General features: G+C 72.1%; 15 protein-coding genes. 7 read left to right on the top strand and 8 right to left on the bottom strand.

Annotated elements, in window-relative coordinates; all coding sequences use genetic code 11:
- The first annotated feature begins 58 nt into the window (after window positions 1-58).
- Window positions 59-2,455 (top strand): cation-translocating P-type ATPase, encoded by a 2,397-nt coding sequence (locus ACWDEW_RS45515; protein WP_450521753.1) that lies wholly within the window; start codon window positions 59-61, stop codon window positions 2,453-2,455.
- A gap of 141 nt (window positions 2,456-2,596) precedes the next feature.
- Here the strand turns inward: ACWDEW_RS45515 and ACWDEW_RS45510 are convergent, their stop codons facing one another.
- The 5 genes from ACWDEW_RS45510 to ACWDEW_RS45490 form a co-directional block, all read right to left on the bottom strand.
- Entirely contained in the window at window positions 2,597-3,376 is a 780-nt protein-coding gene (locus tag ACWDEW_RS45510; protein WP_450521752.1) for a calcium-binding protein, read from the bottom strand.
- 220 nt (window positions 3,377-3,596) lie between these two features.
- A complete protein-coding gene (locus ACWDEW_RS45505) occupies window positions 3,597-4,355 on the bottom strand; it encodes a calcium-binding protein (RefSeq protein ID WP_450521751.1) in 759 nt (252 codons plus the stop codon).
- A 140-nt stretch (window positions 4,356-4,495) separates the two neighbouring features.
- Window positions 4,496-7,621, bottom strand: coding sequence for a sacsin N-terminal ATP-binding-like domain-containing protein (locus ACWDEW_RS45500; RefSeq protein ID WP_450521750.1), 3,126 nt, complete (start codon window positions 7,619-7,621; stop codon window positions 4,496-4,498).
- 255 nt (window positions 7,622-7,876) lie between these two features.
- Window positions 7,877-8,545 carry a Type 1 glutamine amidotransferase-like domain-containing protein gene (locus ACWDEW_RS45495; protein WP_450521748.1) on the bottom strand — a complete coding sequence of 223 codons (669 nt, stop codon included), beginning with the start codon at window positions 8,543-8,545 and terminating at the stop codon, window positions 7,877-7,879.
- 44 nt (window positions 8,546-8,589) lie between these two features.
- A complete protein-coding gene (locus tag ACWDEW_RS45490; RefSeq protein ID WP_450521746.1) occupies window positions 8,590-9,516 on the bottom strand; it encodes a DUF3027 domain-containing protein in 927 nt (308 codons plus the stop codon).
- Between the two features lie 465 nt (window positions 9,517-9,981).
- On the opposite strand from ACWDEW_RS45490, the gene ACWDEW_RS45485 reads away from it, so the two are divergent.
- From ACWDEW_RS45485 to ACWDEW_RS45470, 4 genes are all read left to right on the top strand, one after another.
- The gene (locus ACWDEW_RS45485) at window positions 9,982-11,406 is read left to right on the top strand and encodes an MFS transporter (protein WP_450521744.1); all 1,425 of its coding nucleotides are present in this window, start codon (window positions 9,982-9,984) and stop codon (window positions 11,404-11,406) included.
- A 72-nt stretch (window positions 11,407-11,478) separates the two neighbouring features.
- Entirely contained in the window at window positions 11,479-11,943 is a 465-nt protein-coding gene (locus ACWDEW_RS45480) for a DUF2771 domain-containing protein (RefSeq protein ID WP_450521742.1), read from the top strand.
- A complete protein-coding gene (locus tag ACWDEW_RS45475; RefSeq protein WP_450521799.1) occupies window positions 11,913-12,593 on the top strand; it encodes a futalosine hydrolase in 681 nt (226 codons plus the stop codon). Before ACWDEW_RS45480 ends, ACWDEW_RS45475 begins: the two co-directional genes overlap by 31 nt.
- Complete coding sequence (locus tag ACWDEW_RS45470) at window positions 12,590-13,441, top strand: 1,4-dihydroxy-6-naphthoate synthase (protein ID WP_450521740.1); 852 nt, start codon at window positions 12,590-12,592, stop codon at window positions 13,439-13,441. Before ACWDEW_RS45475 ends, ACWDEW_RS45470 begins: the two co-directional genes overlap by 4 nt.
- Before the next feature lie 20 nt (window positions 13,442-13,461).
- Here ACWDEW_RS45470 and ACWDEW_RS45465 read toward each other — a convergent pair whose 3' ends face one another.
- Window positions 13,462-13,845 carry a cold-shock protein gene (locus ACWDEW_RS45465; RefSeq protein WP_019072514.1) on the bottom strand — a complete coding sequence of 128 codons (384 nt, stop codon included), beginning with the start codon at window positions 13,843-13,845 and terminating at the stop codon, window positions 13,462-13,464.
- A 138-nt stretch (window positions 13,846-13,983) separates the two neighbouring features.
- On the opposite strand from ACWDEW_RS45465, the gene ACWDEW_RS45460 reads away from it, so the two are divergent.
- Window positions 13,984-14,232 carry an SUR7/PalI family protein gene (locus tag ACWDEW_RS45460; protein ID WP_043673562.1) on the top strand — a complete coding sequence of 83 codons (249 nt, stop codon included), beginning with the start codon at window positions 13,984-13,986 and terminating at the stop codon, window positions 14,230-14,232.
- Here the strand turns inward: ACWDEW_RS45460 and ACWDEW_RS45455 are convergent.
- Window positions 14,211-14,846, bottom strand: coding sequence for an HAD family hydrolase (locus tag ACWDEW_RS45455; protein WP_450521737.1), 636 nt, complete (start codon window positions 14,844-14,846; stop codon window positions 14,211-14,213). The genes ACWDEW_RS45460 and ACWDEW_RS45455 overlap by 22 nt on opposite strands.
- Window positions 14,847-14,897: 51 nt before the next feature.
- Window positions 14,898-15,878, bottom strand: coding sequence for a hypothetical protein (locus ACWDEW_RS45450; protein ID WP_450521735.1), 981 nt, complete (start codon window positions 15,876-15,878; stop codon window positions 14,898-14,900).
- 130 nt (window positions 15,879-16,008) lie between these two features.
- Between ACWDEW_RS45450 and ACWDEW_RS45445 the strand changes: the two genes are divergently transcribed.
- On the top strand, window positions 16,009-18,630 hold the full coding sequence (locus tag ACWDEW_RS45445) for a helicase-associated domain-containing protein (RefSeq protein WP_450521733.1): 2,622 nt from the start codon (window positions 16,009-16,011) through the stop codon (window positions 18,628-18,630).
- Window positions 18,631-18,700: the final 70 nt, after the last annotated feature.

Below are 18,700 nucleotides of genomic sequence, written 5' to 3'. Positions count from 1 at the left end.
TCGGATCTTCCGGTCACTCGGCGGGTGAAGCCGTAAAACCGCACGTACCGTCGAATGCATGACGCACACCGACGCGGGCGCCGAACTCGACCCGGTGCACCCCGTGCCCGTCCCGGCACGGCGGGCCCATGGACTCAGCACCGCCGAGGTCGCCGAGCGGGTGGCGCGCGGGGAGGTCAACGACGTCCCGGTACGCAGCAGCCGGTCCCTCGGCGAGATCGTGCGCGCCAACGTCTTCACCCGGTTCAACGCGATCATCGGTGTGCTCTGGCTGATCATGCTGTTCGTGGCGCCGCTGCAGGACAGCCTGTTCGGGTACGTGATCCTCGCCAACACCGGGATCGGGATCATCCAGGAGTGGCGGGCGAAGAAGACCCTCGACTCCCTCGCCGTGATCGGCGAGGCGAAGCCGACGGTGCGGCGGGACGGTGCCGCCCTGGAGGTGAGCACCTCCGAGATCGTGCTGGGCGACCTCATCGAGATCGGGCCCGGGGACAAGGTCGTGGTCGACGGGGAGTGCGTCGAGGCCGACGGTCTGGAGATCGACGAGTCGCTGCTCACCGGTGAGGCGGACCCCGTCGTCAAGCGGCCGGGGGACGCGGTCATGTCCGGGAGTTTCGTGGTCGCCGGCGGTGGCGCGTTCGAGGCGACGAAGGTGGGGCGTGAGGCCTACGCCGCCCAACTCGCCGAAGAGGCCTCGCGGTTCACGCTCGTCCACTCCGAGCTGCGCACCGGTATCTCCACGATCCTCAAGTACGTGACGTGGATGATGATCCCGACCGCGATCGGCCTGGTCATCAGCCAACTCGTCGTCAAACAGCACGGGTTCAAGGACTCGGTCGCGCGGACGGTCGGCGGGATCGTCCCCATGGTCCCGGAGGGGCTGGTGCTGCTCACCTCGGTGGCCTTCGCGATCGGGGTCATCCGGCTTGGCCGGAAACAGTGTCTCGTCCAGGAGCTTCCGGCCATCGAGGGGCTCGCCCGCGTCGACACGGTCTGCCTCGACAAGACGGGCACGCTCACCGAGGGCGGCATGGACGTCACCGAGCTGCGCCCGCTCGGCGGGGCCGACGAAACGTACGTACGCAAAGTCCTCGGCGCGCTCGGCGAGTCGGACCCGCGGCCGAACGCGTCGCTGCAGGCGATCATCGCCGCCTACCCGGACAGCGAGGAGTGGCGGTGCGTCGAGTCGCTGCCGTTCTCGTCCGCGCGCAAGTACAGCGGAGCGTCCTTCAGCGAGGGCAACGGGGAGTCGAGTACGTGGCTGCTCGGGGCGCCGGATGTGCTGCTGGGCGCCGACGATCCCGCGCTGGCCGAGACGGAGCGGCTCAACGAGCAGGGGCTGCGGGTGCTGCTGCTGGCCCGGGTCACGGGCGAGCTGGACGACCCGGAGGTGGCGCGGGGCGCCCGGCCGACCGCGCTGGTCGTCCTGGAGCAGCGACTGCGGCCCGACGCGGCCCGGACGCTGCGCTACTTCGCCGAGCAGGACGTCCACGCCAAGGTCATCTCCGGGGACAACGCGGTGTCCGTCGGCGCGGTGGCCGGGAAGCTGGGGCTCACCGGGCAGGTCGTGGACGCCCGTCAACTGCCTTCGGATCAGGGGGAGATGGCGAAGTCCCTGGACGAGGGCACGGTGTTCGGGCGGGTCACTCCGCAGCAGAAGCGGGACATGGTGGGGGCGTTGCAGTCCCGCGGACACACGGTCGCGATGACCGGGGACGGTGTCAACGACGTACTCGCCCTCAAGGACGCCGACATCGGGGTGTCGATGGGCTCGGGGTCCGAGGCCACCCGGGCGGTCGCGCAGATCGTGCTGCTCAACAACAGCTTCGCGACGCTGCCTTCGGTCGTCGCCGAGGGGCGGCGGGTCATCGGGAACATCACCCGGGTGGCGACGCTGTTCCTGGTGAAGACGGTCTACTCGGTGCTGCTGGCGGTGCTGGTGGTGTGCTGGCGGGTCGAATATCCCTTCCTGCCACGGCACTTGACGCTGCTGTCGACGCTGACGATCGGCGTCCCCGCGTTCTTCCTGGCCCTCGCGCCCAACACGGAGCGTGCGCAACCCCACTTCGTGCGGCGGGTGATGCGGTACTCGATCCCGGGCGGGGTGATCGCCGGGGCGGCGACCTTCGTGACGTATCTGATCGCCCGTCACTACTACACGGGGAAGGGGTCGTTGGAGGCGGAGACCAGTGCGGCGACCCTGACGTTGTTCCTGATCTCGATGTGGGTGCTGGCGATCATCGCCCGGCCGTACACGTGGTGGCGGGTCACGCTGGTGGCGTCGATGGGGGCGGCGTTCGTGGTGGTGCTGATCGTGCCCTCGCTTCAGCACTTCTTCGCGTTGAAGCTGGTGGGGGTGACCATGCCGTGGGTCGCGGTGGGGATCTCGGGGGTGGCGGGCGTTCTGCTGGAGGTGGTGTGGCGGGTGGTCGATCGGCGGGATTCGGTTTAGCCGGGTTGTGTGTCGGCTGCGGGTGTGTGGGGGCTGGGCGCGCCCGCGCGGCGGAGCCGCATATCGGCACAGCCCCCGCGCCCCTGAAAAGCAGTTGCCGCGCCCCCGTTTCCGGGGGCGCGGCAACTGCTCTCAGTACTGCTACCTCACGTCGACGAAGTCACCCGCGGCGTTGACCGCCGGGGTGGTCGAGGTGCCCGCGAAGCTGTAGCGGAAGTAGCCGTCGACGTTCGCCGTGACAGTGGTCTTCAGGGCGCCGGTGGAGCTGGTCTTGATGGTCTTGACGGTGGTGTAGGTGCTGGAGCCGTTCTTGCGGAACTGGAGCTTGACCGGCTGGGTCGAGTAACCGGAGTAGGTGCCGGCGTCCCAGTTCGCGCGGGTCAGCTTGCCGGTGACCGTGATGGTCTTGCCCTTCTTCACGGGCTCCGGGGTGGCGTCGGCCGTGAGCTTCGACAGGCGCTGGACCTGGAAGGTCTTCGCGTTGTCCTTCTGGACGTAGTCGTTGTCCTTGCCCGTGGCGATCGCCCAGACCTTCCAGCTGCCGGCCGCGAAGTTGAACACCTCGGTGTTCGGCGTCAGGTCGAAGGTCGACTTGCAGGTCGATGTCGTGGCGTTGACCGTGGTGCAGGTGGCGCGGTGGTTGCTGCTGTTGGCGACCGAACCCGTGTCGGAGGAGTCGATGTCGGCACCGTGGTACAGGATGGCCTGCGCCCAGCCGACGCCCGAGGCGTCCTTCACGGTGAAGCTGACCGTGATGGTCTTCTTCGCGGTCGCGCCTACGACGACCGCCTTCCCACCGTTCACCACGACGCCCGAGATCGTGGTGTCTCCCTGGACCTCGTCCGCGTGGGCGGCGGGCACGGCGAAGACGGAGAGGGCCAGGGCGCCGGAGACGGCAGCCACAGTGGCGCGTATGCGCATGCGTTCCCCAAGTGGAGAAAGGGGGCCCCGGCGCGGTGGTCGTTCCGTACGGCTCGTCGTCGGCGCCGGGGCCCAAGTGATGGCGGAGCCTGTTGGCTCAAGAGATCTGATCCGTGACGGCTGGGGCGGGTTGTACGCCGGATCAAGACTTTGTACGGGCATTACGAACCCATGGTGAAGTGCGGAGACTCCGCCATCGCCGTCCCCTGGCTCCCCTGGACTACTGCACGTCGACGAAGTCACCCGCGGCGTTGACCGCCGGGGTGGTCGAGGTGCCCGCGAAGCTGTAGCGGAAGTAGCCGTCGACGGTCGCCGTGACAGTGGTCGACAGGGCGCCGGTCGAGCTGGTCTTGATGGTCTTGACGGTGGTGTAGGTGCTGGAGCCGTTCTTGCGGAACTGGAGCTTGACCGGCTGGCTCGCGTAGCCCGCGTTCTTGTGGGTCTCCCAGTTCGCGCGGCTCAGCTTGCCCGTCACCGTGATGGTCTTGCCCTTCTTGACCGGCTCCGGGGCGGCGTTGGCGGTCAGCTGGGAGGCGCGCTGGAGCTTGAAGGAGGCGGCCTTCTCCTTCCAGATGAAGTCGCCGTCCTTGGCGTCGACCCACGCGTCGACGTACCAGGTGCCGGCCTCGTCGTTGAAGACGTCGCCGACCCGCGGGTCGACCAGGACCGAGGCGGAGCAGGTCGAGGTGGTGGCGTTGACCTTCACGCAGGTCGGCTTGGCGGTGGAGAGGTAGCCGTAGTTGGGGCCGATCAAGGAGAACTCGTCGGCGCTCGCGATGCCCGAGTTGTCGGTGGCCGTCACGCTGACCTTGATGCTCTTGGTGCTGGCGGCGCTCACGCCGACCGTGTTGTCGCCGTCGACGACCACCTTGGTGATGGCGGTGTCGCCCGAACCGCCGTCCGCCTGGGCGGCCGGGACCGCGAAGGCGGAGAGGGCGAGGGCGCCGGAGACGGCGACGACGGTGGCACGTATGCGCATGTGTTCCCCCTGTGGAACGTGATCGTGGAGCCGGGTGGCTCCGGTGATCAGATTCGCGAGGCGGGGGAATGGTTGTACATCTCGTGACTTTTTCTTGGGGTTTTGGTGAAGATCGCTCCGGGCCCCCGGCTGCTGTCCGGTCAGTCGAACCAGCGGTCGCGCTCCAACTCCTCCGTCCGTGACGGGTCCTCCAGCAGCGCCGCCACCTCGAAGCGCCGGGGCCACTGGCCCGCCGCCCAGGCCAGGCCGGCCGCGACGCCCTCCAGGGTCGAGGCGTGGAGCATCCCGTCCCGCGTCCGGCGCCAGTCGATCTCCACGCCGTCCACGACCAGTTCCTCGTGTTCGACGTAGGTCGTGGGGGTGAGGGGGCCGAGGAGGACGCGGACGGATTCCGGTACGTCGTGTTCGGTGCCCTCGGAGGTGACCTCGCCGGTGATGGACTCGCTGAGGCGCCGTACCTGGAAGAGTTCGGCCAACTCGGCCGCCCTGGACGGGCGTACGGGGAGGAGCGGGACGCCGCTGGTGAAGGGCAGCAGGTCGGGTGAGTCGACCACCACCGCGTCCGCCGCGTCCACGACCGTGACCTCGCCGTCGACCACGGCCCTCAAGTCGTCCGGCAGGGTGACCTGTTCGGGGTCCAGGTCGGCCAGGGCTCCGTACAGGGCGTGCAGTTGGGCGCCGGTGACCTCGCGGTCCGGGTCGGCGAGGCGGTCGAGGAGTTCGGCGGCGCCGCCGGGCTCGTCGAGGAGGGCGGCGACGGAGGTGCGGACGCCGAGTGCGCGCAGTACCTGTTCGTCGTCGAAGCCCGTCGCGTCGGCCTCGTCGTAGAGGCCGCGGAGGAGGGGGTCGCCGCCGGACGCCAGCAGGCCGGCCGGGCGGCGGCCGTCGAGCACCGGGTGGCCGCGCAGCCACCAGGCCGTGTACGGCCGTACGACCTCGTAGGAGCCGTCGGGGAGCAGGATGCGGACCTGTTGGGTGATCGCGTCGCGGAGTGGGGGCTGGGCGAGGAGGGCGAGGGCCTGGGGCCAGCGGTCGTCGTCGACGAGGTCCAGGTCGCGGACCGCTACCAGTTCCGTGGCCACGGGCGGGACGGGGGTGTCGGGGAAGCGGTCGAGGACGTCCTCCGACCAGACGTCCACCGAGTCCAGCAGGCCGGGGTCGTCCGGTTCCGCGAAGTCGCTGTCGCGGGGCTCCAGTTCGTCCGGGTCGAGGACCACGTCGGTGGCGCGGACGAGGGCGAAGGTGGCGAGGACTCCGCAGGCGGCGAGGGGCTGTTCGCCCCAGCGGTCTGCCAATTCGGAGTCGACGAAGGCCAGTTCGTCCTCGCGCATCACCTGGGCGAACGGGCTGCCGGGGAGGACGAGTTCGCCCGCGGGCGCGAGTTCGCCCTCCTCGTCGGGGAGGGCGAGCGCGCCGAGCCAGGGTTCGTCGCCGGGTTCCAGGCCCGCGTCCCGGACGAGGGCGAGCACCGTGTCGGCCAACTCCTCGGCGTCCGGGGTGGGTTCGTCCCATACGGCGCCGCCCTCGTCGTCGAGGGAGGCGGCCACGGCGGCCCGCACCTGGGGTGTGGTGAGCACCGCGCGGGGTGTCGCGGGCAAGGCGCCGAGCTTCTCCAGGAGGGGGTGCGCCGCGTCCGGGTGGGCGACCTTGAGGCCGAGGCGGGCGAGGACTTCGGGTTCGACGTGTGCGGAGTCGGGGGTGGGGAGGAGGACCTGGCGGGGGCCGATGGTCGTGCGCCCGTCGGCGAGCGGCACGGGCAGCCCGGACAGCCGGTCGGGGTCCACGCCCGCGAGGCTGTCGTAGAGCCGTCGCCACCAGGCGGGCTCTTTCTCCAGGCCGGCCAGGCGGTCGATCGCGTCGGCGAGGGGGACCCGGGCGACGCCCAACGTCCGTAGTTCCACGCGGCGTTCGAGGCCGGCGGGGAGGAGGGTGGGGAGGACCTCGGCGAGGACGCGCACGGTGTCGGCTCCCGCGCCCTCCACGACCTCGGCGTCCCGGGGCCGTAGGGACTCGGGCAACTCCGTGTCGTCGGTGGGGGGTTCGACTGCCGGCGGCAGGAAGGCGGTGCGGGGCAGCCGGTCCAGGACGGCCTGGCGCAGGGCGCCGTCCAGTTCGCCCTTGCCCAGCGGGCCGGGCACGAGGTCGATGATGCCGGCGGTCACCGGGCGCCAGGCGGCGAGGAGTTCGACGTAGGCGTCGGCCGCTCGCTCCACGACGAAGTCGGTGAGCGGGCCGGGGGCGGCGTGGCGGCGGGTGGTGTCGAGCGGGAGCGAGGCGATGAGCAGCGCGGGGACGCCGAGGGGTTCGTCGCTGGGCGTGGGCGCGTGCACGACGGGGCTGGTGCGGGGGTGGGCCGGGGTGCCGTCGGCGTCGACGGGGACGGCCCAGGTGACGGACCAGTAGGGCCGCTGCCGCTCCTCGACGGGGCGGTCGGCGAGGAGTTCCGCGGCGAGTTCGCCGTGGGCGTCGGACGTACGCCAGCGGGTGGTGCCGTCGCGGCTGTCGTCGACGACGGTGTCGGCGCCGGCGGTGCGGCGGGTGAGGCTGCGCGGGGCCCGGTCCCCCACCTCGATCACGACCTCCACCAGGCCCGGCAGGGCGAGCAGCAGCGCGTCGTCCACGGCGTTCAGCAGGCGCTCGGCCAAGTCCTCGGCGGCGGTGTCGCGCAGCGGGAGGATGACGACCGTGTCGTAGGAGTCGGGGGCGCTGCCGACGGCGGCGAACGGGAGGCGGAGGAGGGGGATGTGGCCGTCGCGGCGGCGGATCTCGGTGCCGAGGCCCGGGCTGTGGCGGGCGGTCTCGTCGGCGAGTTCGCGGGCCTCGGCGAGGGACCAGCGGACACCGCCGTGGCGTCCGACGAGGGCGGGCTCGTCGGTCACGGCGACGACGGCCGCGAACCCGACGCCGAACCGGCCCACGGCGCTGTCGCCCGCGTCGCGTTTCGCGGAGGCGCGGAGGGTGGAGAGTGATTCGACGCCGGCCGCGTCGAGGGGGGCGCCGGTGTTGGCGGCGCACAGGACGCCGTCGCGGAGGGTGAGCCGGAGGCGGCCGGCCACGCCTGCGCGGGCGGCGGCGTCGGCGGCGTTCTGCGCGAGCTCCACGACCAGCCGGTCGCGGTAGCCGCCGAGGACGAGGTCCTCCTCGGCGTTGGCGTCCTCCCGGAACCGGGCCGGGCTGGTCGCCCAGGCGTCGAGCACCCCACGCCGCAGACGGGCGGTCCCGAACGGGTCGGCACCCTCGGCAGCGGGCCGCACGAACTTACTCACGTACGTTCACTCTCCTCATCGGCGTCGCGATGAAGGTACCGCGCGGCGGGGGGTGCTGGGTTTTCGCCCGCGGGCGGTGGTGGGGTCGGGGTCGTGGCGGTACGGCGAGCCCGCCGCGGGTCGCGCCCCTCCGTCAGTTGCCAAGGGGACGGCGCGGGGACCAGCTGAGCGGCGGGCTGCGCCGTACCGGCACGACCTGCTCCCGTTTCGCCGACGGCTGCGAGTGCGGGTGCGTGGTGCTTCCGCCTCGCGTGGCTACGGGTGGAATCGCCAGCGGCCTTCGGTGACGACGTCCACCTCGCCGTCCCTGACGCGGAGGGCCGTGTCGTCGTCGATGAAGTAGACGGGGAAGTCCGCGCGTTCGGTGATGCGGTCGGCCCAGGCGTCGTCCCGCTCGGGGAAGTCCGGCGAGTAGAGGTGGGGCTTGAGGTACCAGTCGAAGAGGCCGAACGGCGGGTCCACGGTGGTCGCGCCGAGGAGGTGGAGGTCTGCCGCGTCCCCGATGACGTCGGCGGAGTGTTCGGTGAGGTTGCGGCTGAAGATCATCGAGCCGGCGCTCACGCCTACGTAGACCCGGCTCTCCAGCGCTTCCAGGAAGCCGTCGGTCAGGTCGTTGCCGGTGATGCTGCGGGCCAGGTGGTAGTGGTTGCCGCCCTCGACGTAGATGACGTCGGCGTGGAGCAGGCGGTCGAGCACCACCTGCCCGGGCAGGCCGTTCAGCTCCAGGACGTCGAACTCCCGCCAGCCGAGGGCATGCAGGCGGTTCATGTCCTCGACGAACCAGGCGTGGTCGCCGGGCTGGGCGAGCGACGCCGTGGGAACGAACACGACGTTCGCCTCCCCGAACGGCTTGCCCAGCATGTCCCGGAGGGCTTGCCGCAAGGTGTCGTTGCGCAGCCCGCTCGCCGTCAGCAGAAGATTCATCGGGAGATCCAAGCACGGGTGCCGGGCGGGCACGAGTGCGACCCCTACGAGTGCCCCAGCTCCGCCGAGTCCTCGTCCACGCCCACCGGCACCGAGCCCGAATCCGGCGCGGGCCGCAGCGGGAACGGGTCGACCCTCGTCTCGTCGATCACCGGGGCGGGCGGCTGGGGCGGTTTGGGCATGACGGCTGCTTCCGAGTGGCCGCCGCAGCCGTAGGAGAGGGACACGACGTGGCCGTCGGCCGGGGAGAACTCGTTGGCGCAGACGCCGAAGGCCTGGCCGAGGGAGCCGCCGATGGCGACCAGGAAGCCGCAGCTGACGCAGGCCGCGGGGGCCGCCTGGGCCATGGGGGTCTTGTGGCCGTAGCCGTCCTCCCAGCGGTCGGCGGCGACGTGCAGGCCGTAGCGGGAGAGGACCCGGGCTCGGCGGATGCCGAGTTCCTCCGCGACCGCCGCGATGGAGCCCCGGGTGGGGGCGACGGGGAGGGTGGCGGGGGTGCCCGCCGTGACCTCGGCGTCCTCCGCCTCGACCAGTTCCGCCATCTCCTCGGAGACCGCGGAGTTCGGCGGGGGCTCGTCCTCGCCGGTGTAGCCGGGCTCCAGGCGCAGGTCCTCGGCGTCCGTGGGGAGCAGGTCGCCGGGGCCCATGTCGCCCGGGCGCAGGCGTTCGCTCCACGGGACCCATTCGGGGGCCAGGAGGGAGTCGGGGCCGGGGAGCAGGACGACCTCGTCGAGCGTCACCAGCTTGGCGCGGGACGCCCTCGCGACCGTCACCGCCCAGCGCCAGCCCCGGTAGCCGAACTCCTTGCACTCGAAGAAGTGCGTGACCACACGGTCGCCCTCGGATTCGAAGCCCGCGTGCTCGCCGACCACGCCGGGCGCGGCGGCCTCCTCGGCTGCGGCACGGGCGAGGTCGACGGCCTCGGCGCACAGGCGGTCGGGGGTGCGGCTTCGCGTGGTCGCTGCGCTCACAGGTATCGCTTCTCTCCTACGCCGTCTCACGGGTGCGCCTGTTGCGGCGAAGGGAGCGGACGGAGCGGCTGAAAGACATGTACCAGGCCCTTGGGAGCACTGGTGAGAGGCCGCGTCGACGTCCGCGCCCGATCGCGCTCGGGCGCGCCTACGCCATCCATTCTGCGGGATGGCCGAGAGGCGCGCGGCCGAGAACAATCGCCACGGCGCGCTACGCACGCTACCTTCTCCCGGGCCATGCGCCCACACCGACGGCCCCTTGGGCGGTGCGCGGCGATCAAACAGAGACCTGCGGATGCCTCTGTGGATGCCTGTGGATGCCTGTGGATGCCTGGCGCGACCGTCTTCCCAAGAGCCGTGGACGCTCGTCCCAAGACCTGTGCAACGGCACTGAATCCGCCCTTGCAGGCCGCCATACGTGCGGTAACGGCACTACTCACCCCGTTCTCGGGGCACTATGACGGGGTGGCAGCCGCGAGGTCGCCCCAAGGTGCCACCGGTGTCGGTGGCGCCAAGGGGAACATCCGAGGTGGCGGTTCGGGCCGGGTCGGCGGTTCCGTCCGCGCGATGGGTCGTGCCCTGCACTTCCCCGTCACCGGTACCGCCCGGGGTATCCGCAAGGCGACCCACGCGCACGGCGCGGGCGAGTCGGGCCTCGGCCGGCTGATCGAGCTGCACGCGGTGAACGGCGCCGGCGATGTCATGATCACCGTCGCCCTCGCGTCGACCGTCTTCTTCTCCGTGCCGACCGACGAGGCGCGGGGGCGGGTCGCTCTGTATCTCGCGATCACCATGGCGCCTTTCACCGTTCTCGCGCCGGTGATCGGGCCCCTTCTCGACAAGCTCCCGCACGGGCGCCGTGCCGCGATGGCCGCCGCGATGCTGGCCCGCGCCCTCCTGGCGCTGATCATCTCCGGCGCGGTCGCCAGCGGCAGCCTGGAGCTGTATCCGGCGGCCCTGGGCGCCCTGGTCGCCTCGAAGGCGTACGGCGTCGTCAGAAGCGCCGTGGTGCCACGGCTGCTGCCACCCCGCATCTCCCTGGTGAAGGCGAACTCGCGCGTCACCCTCGCCGGGCTGCTCGCCACCGGTGTGGCCGCCCCGATCGCGGGTGGCCTGCACGCCATCGGCGACCCCTGGCCGCTCTACGGCGCCTTCGTGATCTTCGTGGCGGGTACGGTCCTGTGCTTCTTCCTGGACCCCAAGGTCGACTCCGCCAAGGGCGAGGACACGGCGCTGCTCGCGGCCGACGAGAACCATCTGCACGGCCCGCATCCCAAGGAGGTCAAGCGGCCGGGGCTGCGTACGGTCGGCATCGCCGTGACCCACGCGCTGGGCGCCAACGCGGCGCTGCGCTGGCTGTCCGGCTTCCTGACCTTCTTCCTCGCGTTCCTGCTGCGCGAGCATCCGATGACCGGGCAGAGCGCGGCCGTGTCGCTGGGCATAGTCGCCGTCTCGGCGGGCGTCGGCAACGCGCTCGGCACGGCGGTCGGGTCCTGGCTGCGGCAGCGGGCGCCGGAGATCATCATCGTGACGGTGATGGCGGTCGTGCTGGGCGCGGCGATCACGGCGGCGATCTTCTTCGGCGCGGCCCTGGTGGCCTGTCTCGCGGCCACCGCCGGGTTCTGCCAGGCGCTGGCCAAGCTGTCCCTGGACGCGCTGATCCAGCGGGACGTGCCGGAGCTGGTGCGTACGTCGGCGTTCGCGCGCTCGGAGACGATGCTCCAGATGGCGTGGGTGCTGGGCGGCGCGATCGGCATCGTGATGCCGCTGAACGGCTCCCTCGGCTTCACCCTCGCCGCCGCGGTCATCGCCCTGGGCTGGCTGACCACCCTGCGCGGCCTGCTCGCCTCGGCCCGGCACGGGGGCGGCGGGCGCCCGCGAGTGGCCTAACCCTGGCGTCCGGCCCGGCACGCCGCACCCCACGTGGGGGGAGGACTGGACGGGCCCGATAGCCTTCGCCCCATGACCATGCAATCCGCTGTGCGACGCCGCCGCGCCGTCGCCGCCGCCGGCGCCGTTTCCGCCGGACTGCTCGTCCTGTCGGCGTGCGACAAGCCGACGCCGATCTCGACGATCACCGTCGGGAGGAACTCGGTCCACACGGAGGCCACCTGCTACAACGACGGCGACGCGGTGAAGACCGCGGACCTGGCGAAGTGCCTGAAGGCCTCCACGTCGATCTCGGTCGACCCGGACGAGACCGTGCGCTTCGGTGTCGACCCGAAGATCGCCGAGAACGGCTGGACGATCCTGATGAACGGTCAGCCGCTGACCGACTCCAGCAAGAAGACCTACCGGACGATCCCGGGCAGCGTGTTCTTCAACACCCAGTACGGCGCGACCGGCAACTCCACCGTCGTCTCCATCAAGGAGGGCGACAAGACGGTCAAGGGCATCTGGTCCTTCAAGTTCAAGAAGGACTCCTGACCACGTCGTCCCCACGCGTCCTGGTCGCCACCGCCGTCCCGGCCGAACGGGACGCGGTGGCACGGGCGTTGACCGGCCTCACCTGGGATGTCCTCGCCGTCGGGGTGGGTCCGGCGGCCGCTGCCGCCGGCACCGCGACCGCCCTCGCCCGCGCCCCCTACGACCTCGTCGTCTCCGCCGGGATCGCCGGCGGTTTCCAGCCCGGGGCGCCCGTCGGCTCCCTGGTGGTCGCCGACGAGATCACCGTCGCCGACCTGGGCGCGGAGACCCCCGACGGGTTCCTCCCGGTCACCGAGCTCGGCTTCGGCACGGTCACCCACCGTCCGCCGGCCGCACTCGTACGAGCGCTGGCGACCGCGAGCGGTGCCCGCCCCGGGACCGTACTGACCGTGTCCACGGTGACCGGTACGGCAGCCCGCGCCGCGGAACTCCGCGCCCGCCACCCCCGGGCCCTCGCGGAGGCGATGGAGGGCTTCGGCGTGGCCGAGGCGGCCGCCGCCCATGGCCTCCCCGTCCTGGAACTGCGCGCGGTCTCCAACCCCGTCGGCCCGCGCGACCGCGCCGCCTGGCGCATCGGCGACGCGCTCGCGGCCCTGACCGAGGGATTCGGGAAGTGCGCGCCCGTACTGGAGAGTTGGGAACAGGTATGACCACATCGACCGAGCCTCTGCGGATCGCGTACTCCCCCTGCCCGAACGACACCTTCGTCTTCGACGCCCTCGCGCACGGCCGGGTGCCGGGCGCGCCCGTGCTGGACGTGACCTTCGCGGACATCGACATCACCAACGGCATGGCCGAGCGCGGTGAGCTGGACGTGCTGAAGGTGTCGTACGCCGTGCTGCCGTACGTTCTCGACGAGTACGCGCTGCTGCCCTGCGGGGGCGCGCTGGGGCGGGGCTGTGGGCCGCTCGTGCTCACCCGGGGGCCGGGGGACCTGACGGGTCGTACGGTCGCCGTGCCGAGCGAGCGGTCGACCGCGTATCTCCTCTTCCGGCTCTGGGCGGCGGACACGATTCCGGGCGGGGTGGGCGAGATCCTCGTCATGCCGTTCCACGAGATCATGCCGGCCGTGCGGGACGGGAAGGTCGACGCGGGGCTCGTCATCCACGAGGCGCGCTTCACCTACCAGAACTACGGGCTGCACAAGCTCGCGGACATGGGCGAGCACTGGGAGGCGACCACCGGGCTGCCGATCCCGCTGGGCGCGATCATCGCCAAACGGTCCCTGGGCAGCGAGCGGTTGAACCTGCTCGCCGACTCGATCCGGACGTCCGTCCGCGCCGCCTGGGACGACCCCGAGGCCTCCCGCCCGTACGTCATGGCACACGCCCAGGAGATGGACCCGTCCGTCGCCGACCAGCACATCGGCCTGTACGTCAACGAGTTCACCGCCGACCTCGGCGAGGACGGATACGCGGCGATCCGGGGGCTGTTGACGCGTGCGGCGGCCGAGGGGCTGGTGCCGCCCCTCGGGCCGAACGCGCTCGAATTCCCGTAGAACAGACGGTGTGGCGGCTGCTATACGTCCAACTGGTCGGCGACCGCGCGCAGCAGGCCCGCGATCTTGCCGCCGGAGGCCTTGTCGGGGTAGCGGCCCTTCTCCAGCATCGGGGTGATGTTTTCGAGAAGGGTCGTCAAATCCTGGACGATGGAGGCCAGTTCGTCCGGCTTCTTGCGCTGGGCCGCCGCGACCGAGGGGGTCGGGTCCAGCAGCGTGACCGAGAGTGCCTGGTCGCCGCGCTGACCGGCGACGACCCCGAACTCCACGCGTTGTCCGGGCTTCAGGGCGTCAACTCCGGCGGGCAGTACCGAGGAATGGACGAAGACGTCGCCGCCGTCGTCGCGGGAGAGAAAGCCGAAGCCCTTCTCACTGTTGAACCACTTGACCTTGCCGGTGGGCACGTCTGTCCTCGTCCTCGTACTCGTCGGAAAACTGCTCGGAAAACACTGGGGAACTGCCGGTACCAAGGCTAATGGTCTTCAGGCCGGTGACAAGACGTCGCCGGACTGTTCCTGTGCGCAGGGAACTACCCTGGTCCAGTGCGTGACAAAACCCAAACGAATTCCGCCGTGGCCGGTGACCGACTGATCCGTGCCGGTGCCATCGTCTTCTTCGTCGGTGCGGTGGCCACACTCGTCACCGTGGTACCGCTGCTGCTCCACACGACGCCTTTTCCGACGTACATGTACCTCTTGAGCATGCTCATGGGCGTCGGATTTCTGCTCGCCGCCGCCGGTGTGCTCCAGTCCGTCGCCGCCGGGCGGCGTCAGGCGCGCGCCACGAGGTAGTCCGAAAGCCATCGCGGGAACTCGGTGAGATCGCCGAGCACGACATCCGCACCGGCCGTCCGCAACTCCTCCGCATCGCACGGCCCGGTCGCGACCCCGACCGACAGCGCCTCGGCGCCGCGGGCACCGCGGACGTCCCCGACGTGGTCGCCGACGTAGACGCTCGCGCCCTCCTCGCGCAGCGCCTCCGCCTTCCGTTCGGCCCACAGGTCGCCGATCACCGCGTCGGCGTCGATGCCGAGGTGTGCGAGGTGCAGTTTCGCGTTGGGCTCGTACTTCGCGGTGACGACGACCGCCCGCCCGCCGGCCCCGCGTACGGCCGCCATCGCCTCGCGGGCGCCGGGCATCGCGGGGGTCGCGGCGATGGCGATCGCCGGGTACATCTCGCGGTACAGGTCGGACATGGCGGGCACATCGTCCGCCGGGAACCAGTTGATCAACTCGTCGGCCAGCGGCGGCCCGAGGCGGGTGATCGCCAGATCGGCGTCGATGTACGTCCCCGTCCGCTCCGCCAGCGCCACATAGCAGGCGTGGATGCCGGGCCGGGAGTCGATGAGGGTCATGTCGAGGTCGAAGCCGACGGTCGGGGCGGGGTGCTGAGCGCGCGAGGTCATATGGGCCATTGTGCCCAGCGCCCGTGAACGGCCGTGAAATCCCGCCCCGCCCTACCGCTGCCGTTGCGACCGCCACACCAGGTACAGCGCCGACGCCACCGCCGCGCCGCGCACCACCCACGGCCAGGTCTCGGAGATCGCGTCGTTCATGTGGCCCTGCGCGATGGGGGTGCCCCAGCGGCCGGTGTTCCTGCCCCACAGCCAGACGATGCCGGCCGCGACGGCCGCCGTCGGCAGACCGATCACCGCCGCCTTCGTCTCGGCGTCGGTCAGCCGCTTGGAGGCGTACGCGATGAGCCAACCCAGCAGCAGCGCGAACCAGTTGCCGAGTACGGCGCCCACGACGAGCAGCGCGGCGGCGATCAGGAGGAGGGGGTTGGACCAGCCTCCGGTGGGGAGGCGGGGGACTCGGCGCCGACGACGGGCGGGGGCTTCCGGTTCCTGCTCCACGGCCGGTTCGGCCACCGGCTCCGGTTCCTTCCGAAGCGCCTTCGGGGGCTCTTTCGGCGGCGGGGGCTTGAGCAGTTCCGGGATCTCCACCCCGCCGGTGAACCCGGGCACGCTGTCGCCGAGCCCGAAGCCGTTGCCCTCCGTCCGCCACCAGTCGGGCTGCAGCACGCTGTCGCCGAGCTCGGCCGCGCTCGCGAGATGCGGCGGAGCGGCGGCGGCGTCGGGTTCCGGTGCGGGCGCGGCCTTGGCGGGGCGCGGGCGCGGTACGACCCGGCGCAGGCCCTTGGGCCGCAGATCGTCCTCGTGGCCGCGCTGTACGGGGACGGAGGTGGACGGTGCCCGGGGGACACCGGCGCCGGTGCTGGCCGCGGCGACGACCTCGTCCGGGCTGCCGAGGTTCTTGAGGATGCGCTGGACGGCGGCGGGGGTGTCGGCGGTGGCTCCGGCGCGGCGCCGGTCGATCTCGTTGCGCAGCTCCGACACCAGCCGCATCCGGGTGGCCGAGGGCAGCTGGCGTTGCTGCGCGACGTCACCGACGCGGCTCAGATACTCGTAGACGACCTGGTCGCTCTCGATACCCACGAAGTCCCCTCCGGGGCGGGTGCGTTGGATACCCCGTGGTGACAGACGTTACCGCCAGCGGACCCGGTGCCGGGAACCTCACGTCCTGCGCGCTCCCCCACCGTCACACCCACCCGCTACCGTGGGTCGGATGAGCACTCCGGCCACGCCGCCCCGTTCGCTCGCGGAGGCACTCCGAACCAGGGACGACGTCTCCCTGGCCGCGCTGCTGCGCAGTCGCCCCGACCTCATCACGCCCGTGCCCACCGATCTCACCCAGCTCGCGACCAGGGCCGGAACGCGCGCTTCGGTGGTGCGGGCGCTGGAGCGGCTGGACCGTTTCACGCTGCAGACGGCGCAGGCGCTGGCCGTGGCGGCGGACCCGGCGCCGTACGACGAGCTGCTGGGGCTGATGGCGGGTGACGCGCGCGATCCGGCGGTGGTGAACGCGCTGCCGCGCGCCGTCGCGGCGCTGCGCGAGCAGGCCTTGGTGTGGGGCGGGGACGACCGGCTGCGGCTGGTGCGGACGGCGCGCGAGCTGCTGGCGCCCGCGCCGCAGCATCCGTCGCCGACCGGGCTCGGTCCCACGGTCGCGGAGGCCACGGCGGGCATGTCGCCGGGCCGGATCCAGGAACTCGTGACGGCGGCGGGCCTGCCCTCCACGCACGACCCGATGTCGGCGGTGGCCGCGCTCACCAAGCTGTTCACGACGCGGCGGCGGATGAAGGCGCTGCTGGCCGGCGCCCCCGAGGAGTCCCTGGAGGTGCTGAACCGGCTGGTGTGGGGGCCGCCGTACGGTCAGGTGACGGCCGACCCGGCGGCTCGGCTGCGCTGGCTCATCGACCGGGGGCTGCTGCTGCCGACGGCGCCCGGCACGGTCGTACTGCCGCGTGAGGTGGCCCTGCATCTGCGGGCCGGGCGGGCGCACCGGGAGACGGAGCCGGTGGCGCCGCCGGTGGAGGCGAAGGCGACGCACCGTCCACAGGTTGTGGACGCGGCGGCGGCCGGGCAGGCGTACACGGCGCTGGCGACGGTCGAGGAGCTGCTGAAGGACTGGGACGAGGGCGGGCCGACGGTGCTGCGGGCCGGTGGCCTCAGCATCCGCGACCTGAAGCGGACCGCCGTCGCGTTGGACCTGGCGGAGCCGGTCGCCGCGTTCTGGGTCGAACTCGCCTACGCCGCCGGCCTGTTGGCGTCCGACGGCGAGGCGGACGAACGGTATGCGGCGACCCCGGCCTACGACGAGTGGCTGCAACAGCCCGCCGCGCAGCGCTGGACGCACCTCGCGGAGACCTGGCTGACGGCGACCCGGACGTCCGGGCTGGTGGGCGGCCGGGACACGAAGGAACGCACGCTGTCGGCGCTGGGCCCCGGCCTGGACCGCTCGGCCGCCCCGGAGGTACGGCACCGGGTGCTCACGCTGCTCGCCGCGCTTCCCGAGGGCACCGCGCCGGCCACGGAGTCGCTGCTGGCCCGGCTGCGCTGGGAACGCCCGCCGCGCGGAACGGGAGGCGCGGCACCGCAGCCGGACGACGACCTGCGCAGCCGCCTGGCCCGCTGGACCCTGAACGAGGCCGAGTTGCTGGGGGTGACGGGGCGGGGGGCCCTGTCGGGGCAGGGGCGGGCGTTGCTGGGGGCGCCGAAGGGGACGGCGGCGGGGCGCGCCGCTACGGCGGAGAAGGGCACGGCGGCGGGGAACGCTGCGGCGGCGAGGGGCTCGGTGGCGGACGGTGCGGTGGCCGAGGACACGCCCTCCGATGCCGGTGACAAGCTCCCCGTCCACCACCACCGCACGCCCGCTCCCCCCGAACCCCTCTCCCCGGCCGAGCAGGCCGTGGCGAGTGCCGCCGCCGCTCGACTGCTCGCCCCGCTGCTGCCCGAGCCCCTGGACCACGTCCTGCTGCAGGCGGATCTGACGGCGGTGGCCCCGGGCCCGTTGCAACGGCCGCTGGCCGATGTGCTGGACGTGCTCGCGGACGTGGAGTCGAAGGGCGGTGCCACGGTGTACCGCTTCACGCCGGGCTCGGTGCGCCGTGCCCTGGACGCCGGCCGCTCGGCCTCCGACCTGCACGACTTCCTCACAGCGCACTCCCGTACGCCCGTCCCGCAGCCCCTCGCCTATCTGATCGATGACGTGGCCCGCAGACACGGCCATCTGCGGATCGGCGCGGCCTCGGCGTATGTGCGCTGCGACGACGACGCGGTGCTCAGCGAGATCCTCGCGGACAAACGCTCGGCGGGTCTGCGGCTGCGCCGCCTGGCGCCGACCGTGCTGGCGGCGCAGGCGGATCCGGCGGCGCTCCTGGACGGGCTGCGCGCGATGGGCTTCGCGCCGGCCGCCGAGTCCGCGGACGGCGATGTCGTCATCACTCGCGCCCATGCCCACCGCACCCCGCCCCGCACGGCTCCGGAACCGGTGCCGGACGGTCCGCCGACCCCGGACACGACGCTCCTGTCGGCGGCGATCCGCGCGATCAGGGCGGGCGACCGCGCCTCCACGACGCCTCTGAAGCCGTCGACGACCCCGGCCCCGGCCGGTGAACTTCCGCGCACCGGCTCCGCCGAGACCCTCGCCACCATGCAGGCCGCCGTCCTCACCGGCACCACCCTCTGGATCGGCTACGTCAACGCCGAGGGCGCCGCCAGCCAGCGCGTCATCGCGCCCATCCGCGTGGAGGGCGGCTTCGTCACGGCGTACGACCACACGGCGGACGAGGTCCGGACGTATCCGCTGCACCGGGTGACGGGGGTGGCGGAGCTGGCGGAGGGGTAGGTCTGGGAAAGTGTGTCGGCGGTTCGCTGCGCAACGACGCCACGACCCTCGACGCGGACCAGGTCGCGTA

It is taken from the genome of Streptomyces sp. NPDC001100 (assembly GCF_053598575.1).
This window is presented reverse-complemented; position numbering and strand designations above follow the sequence as displayed.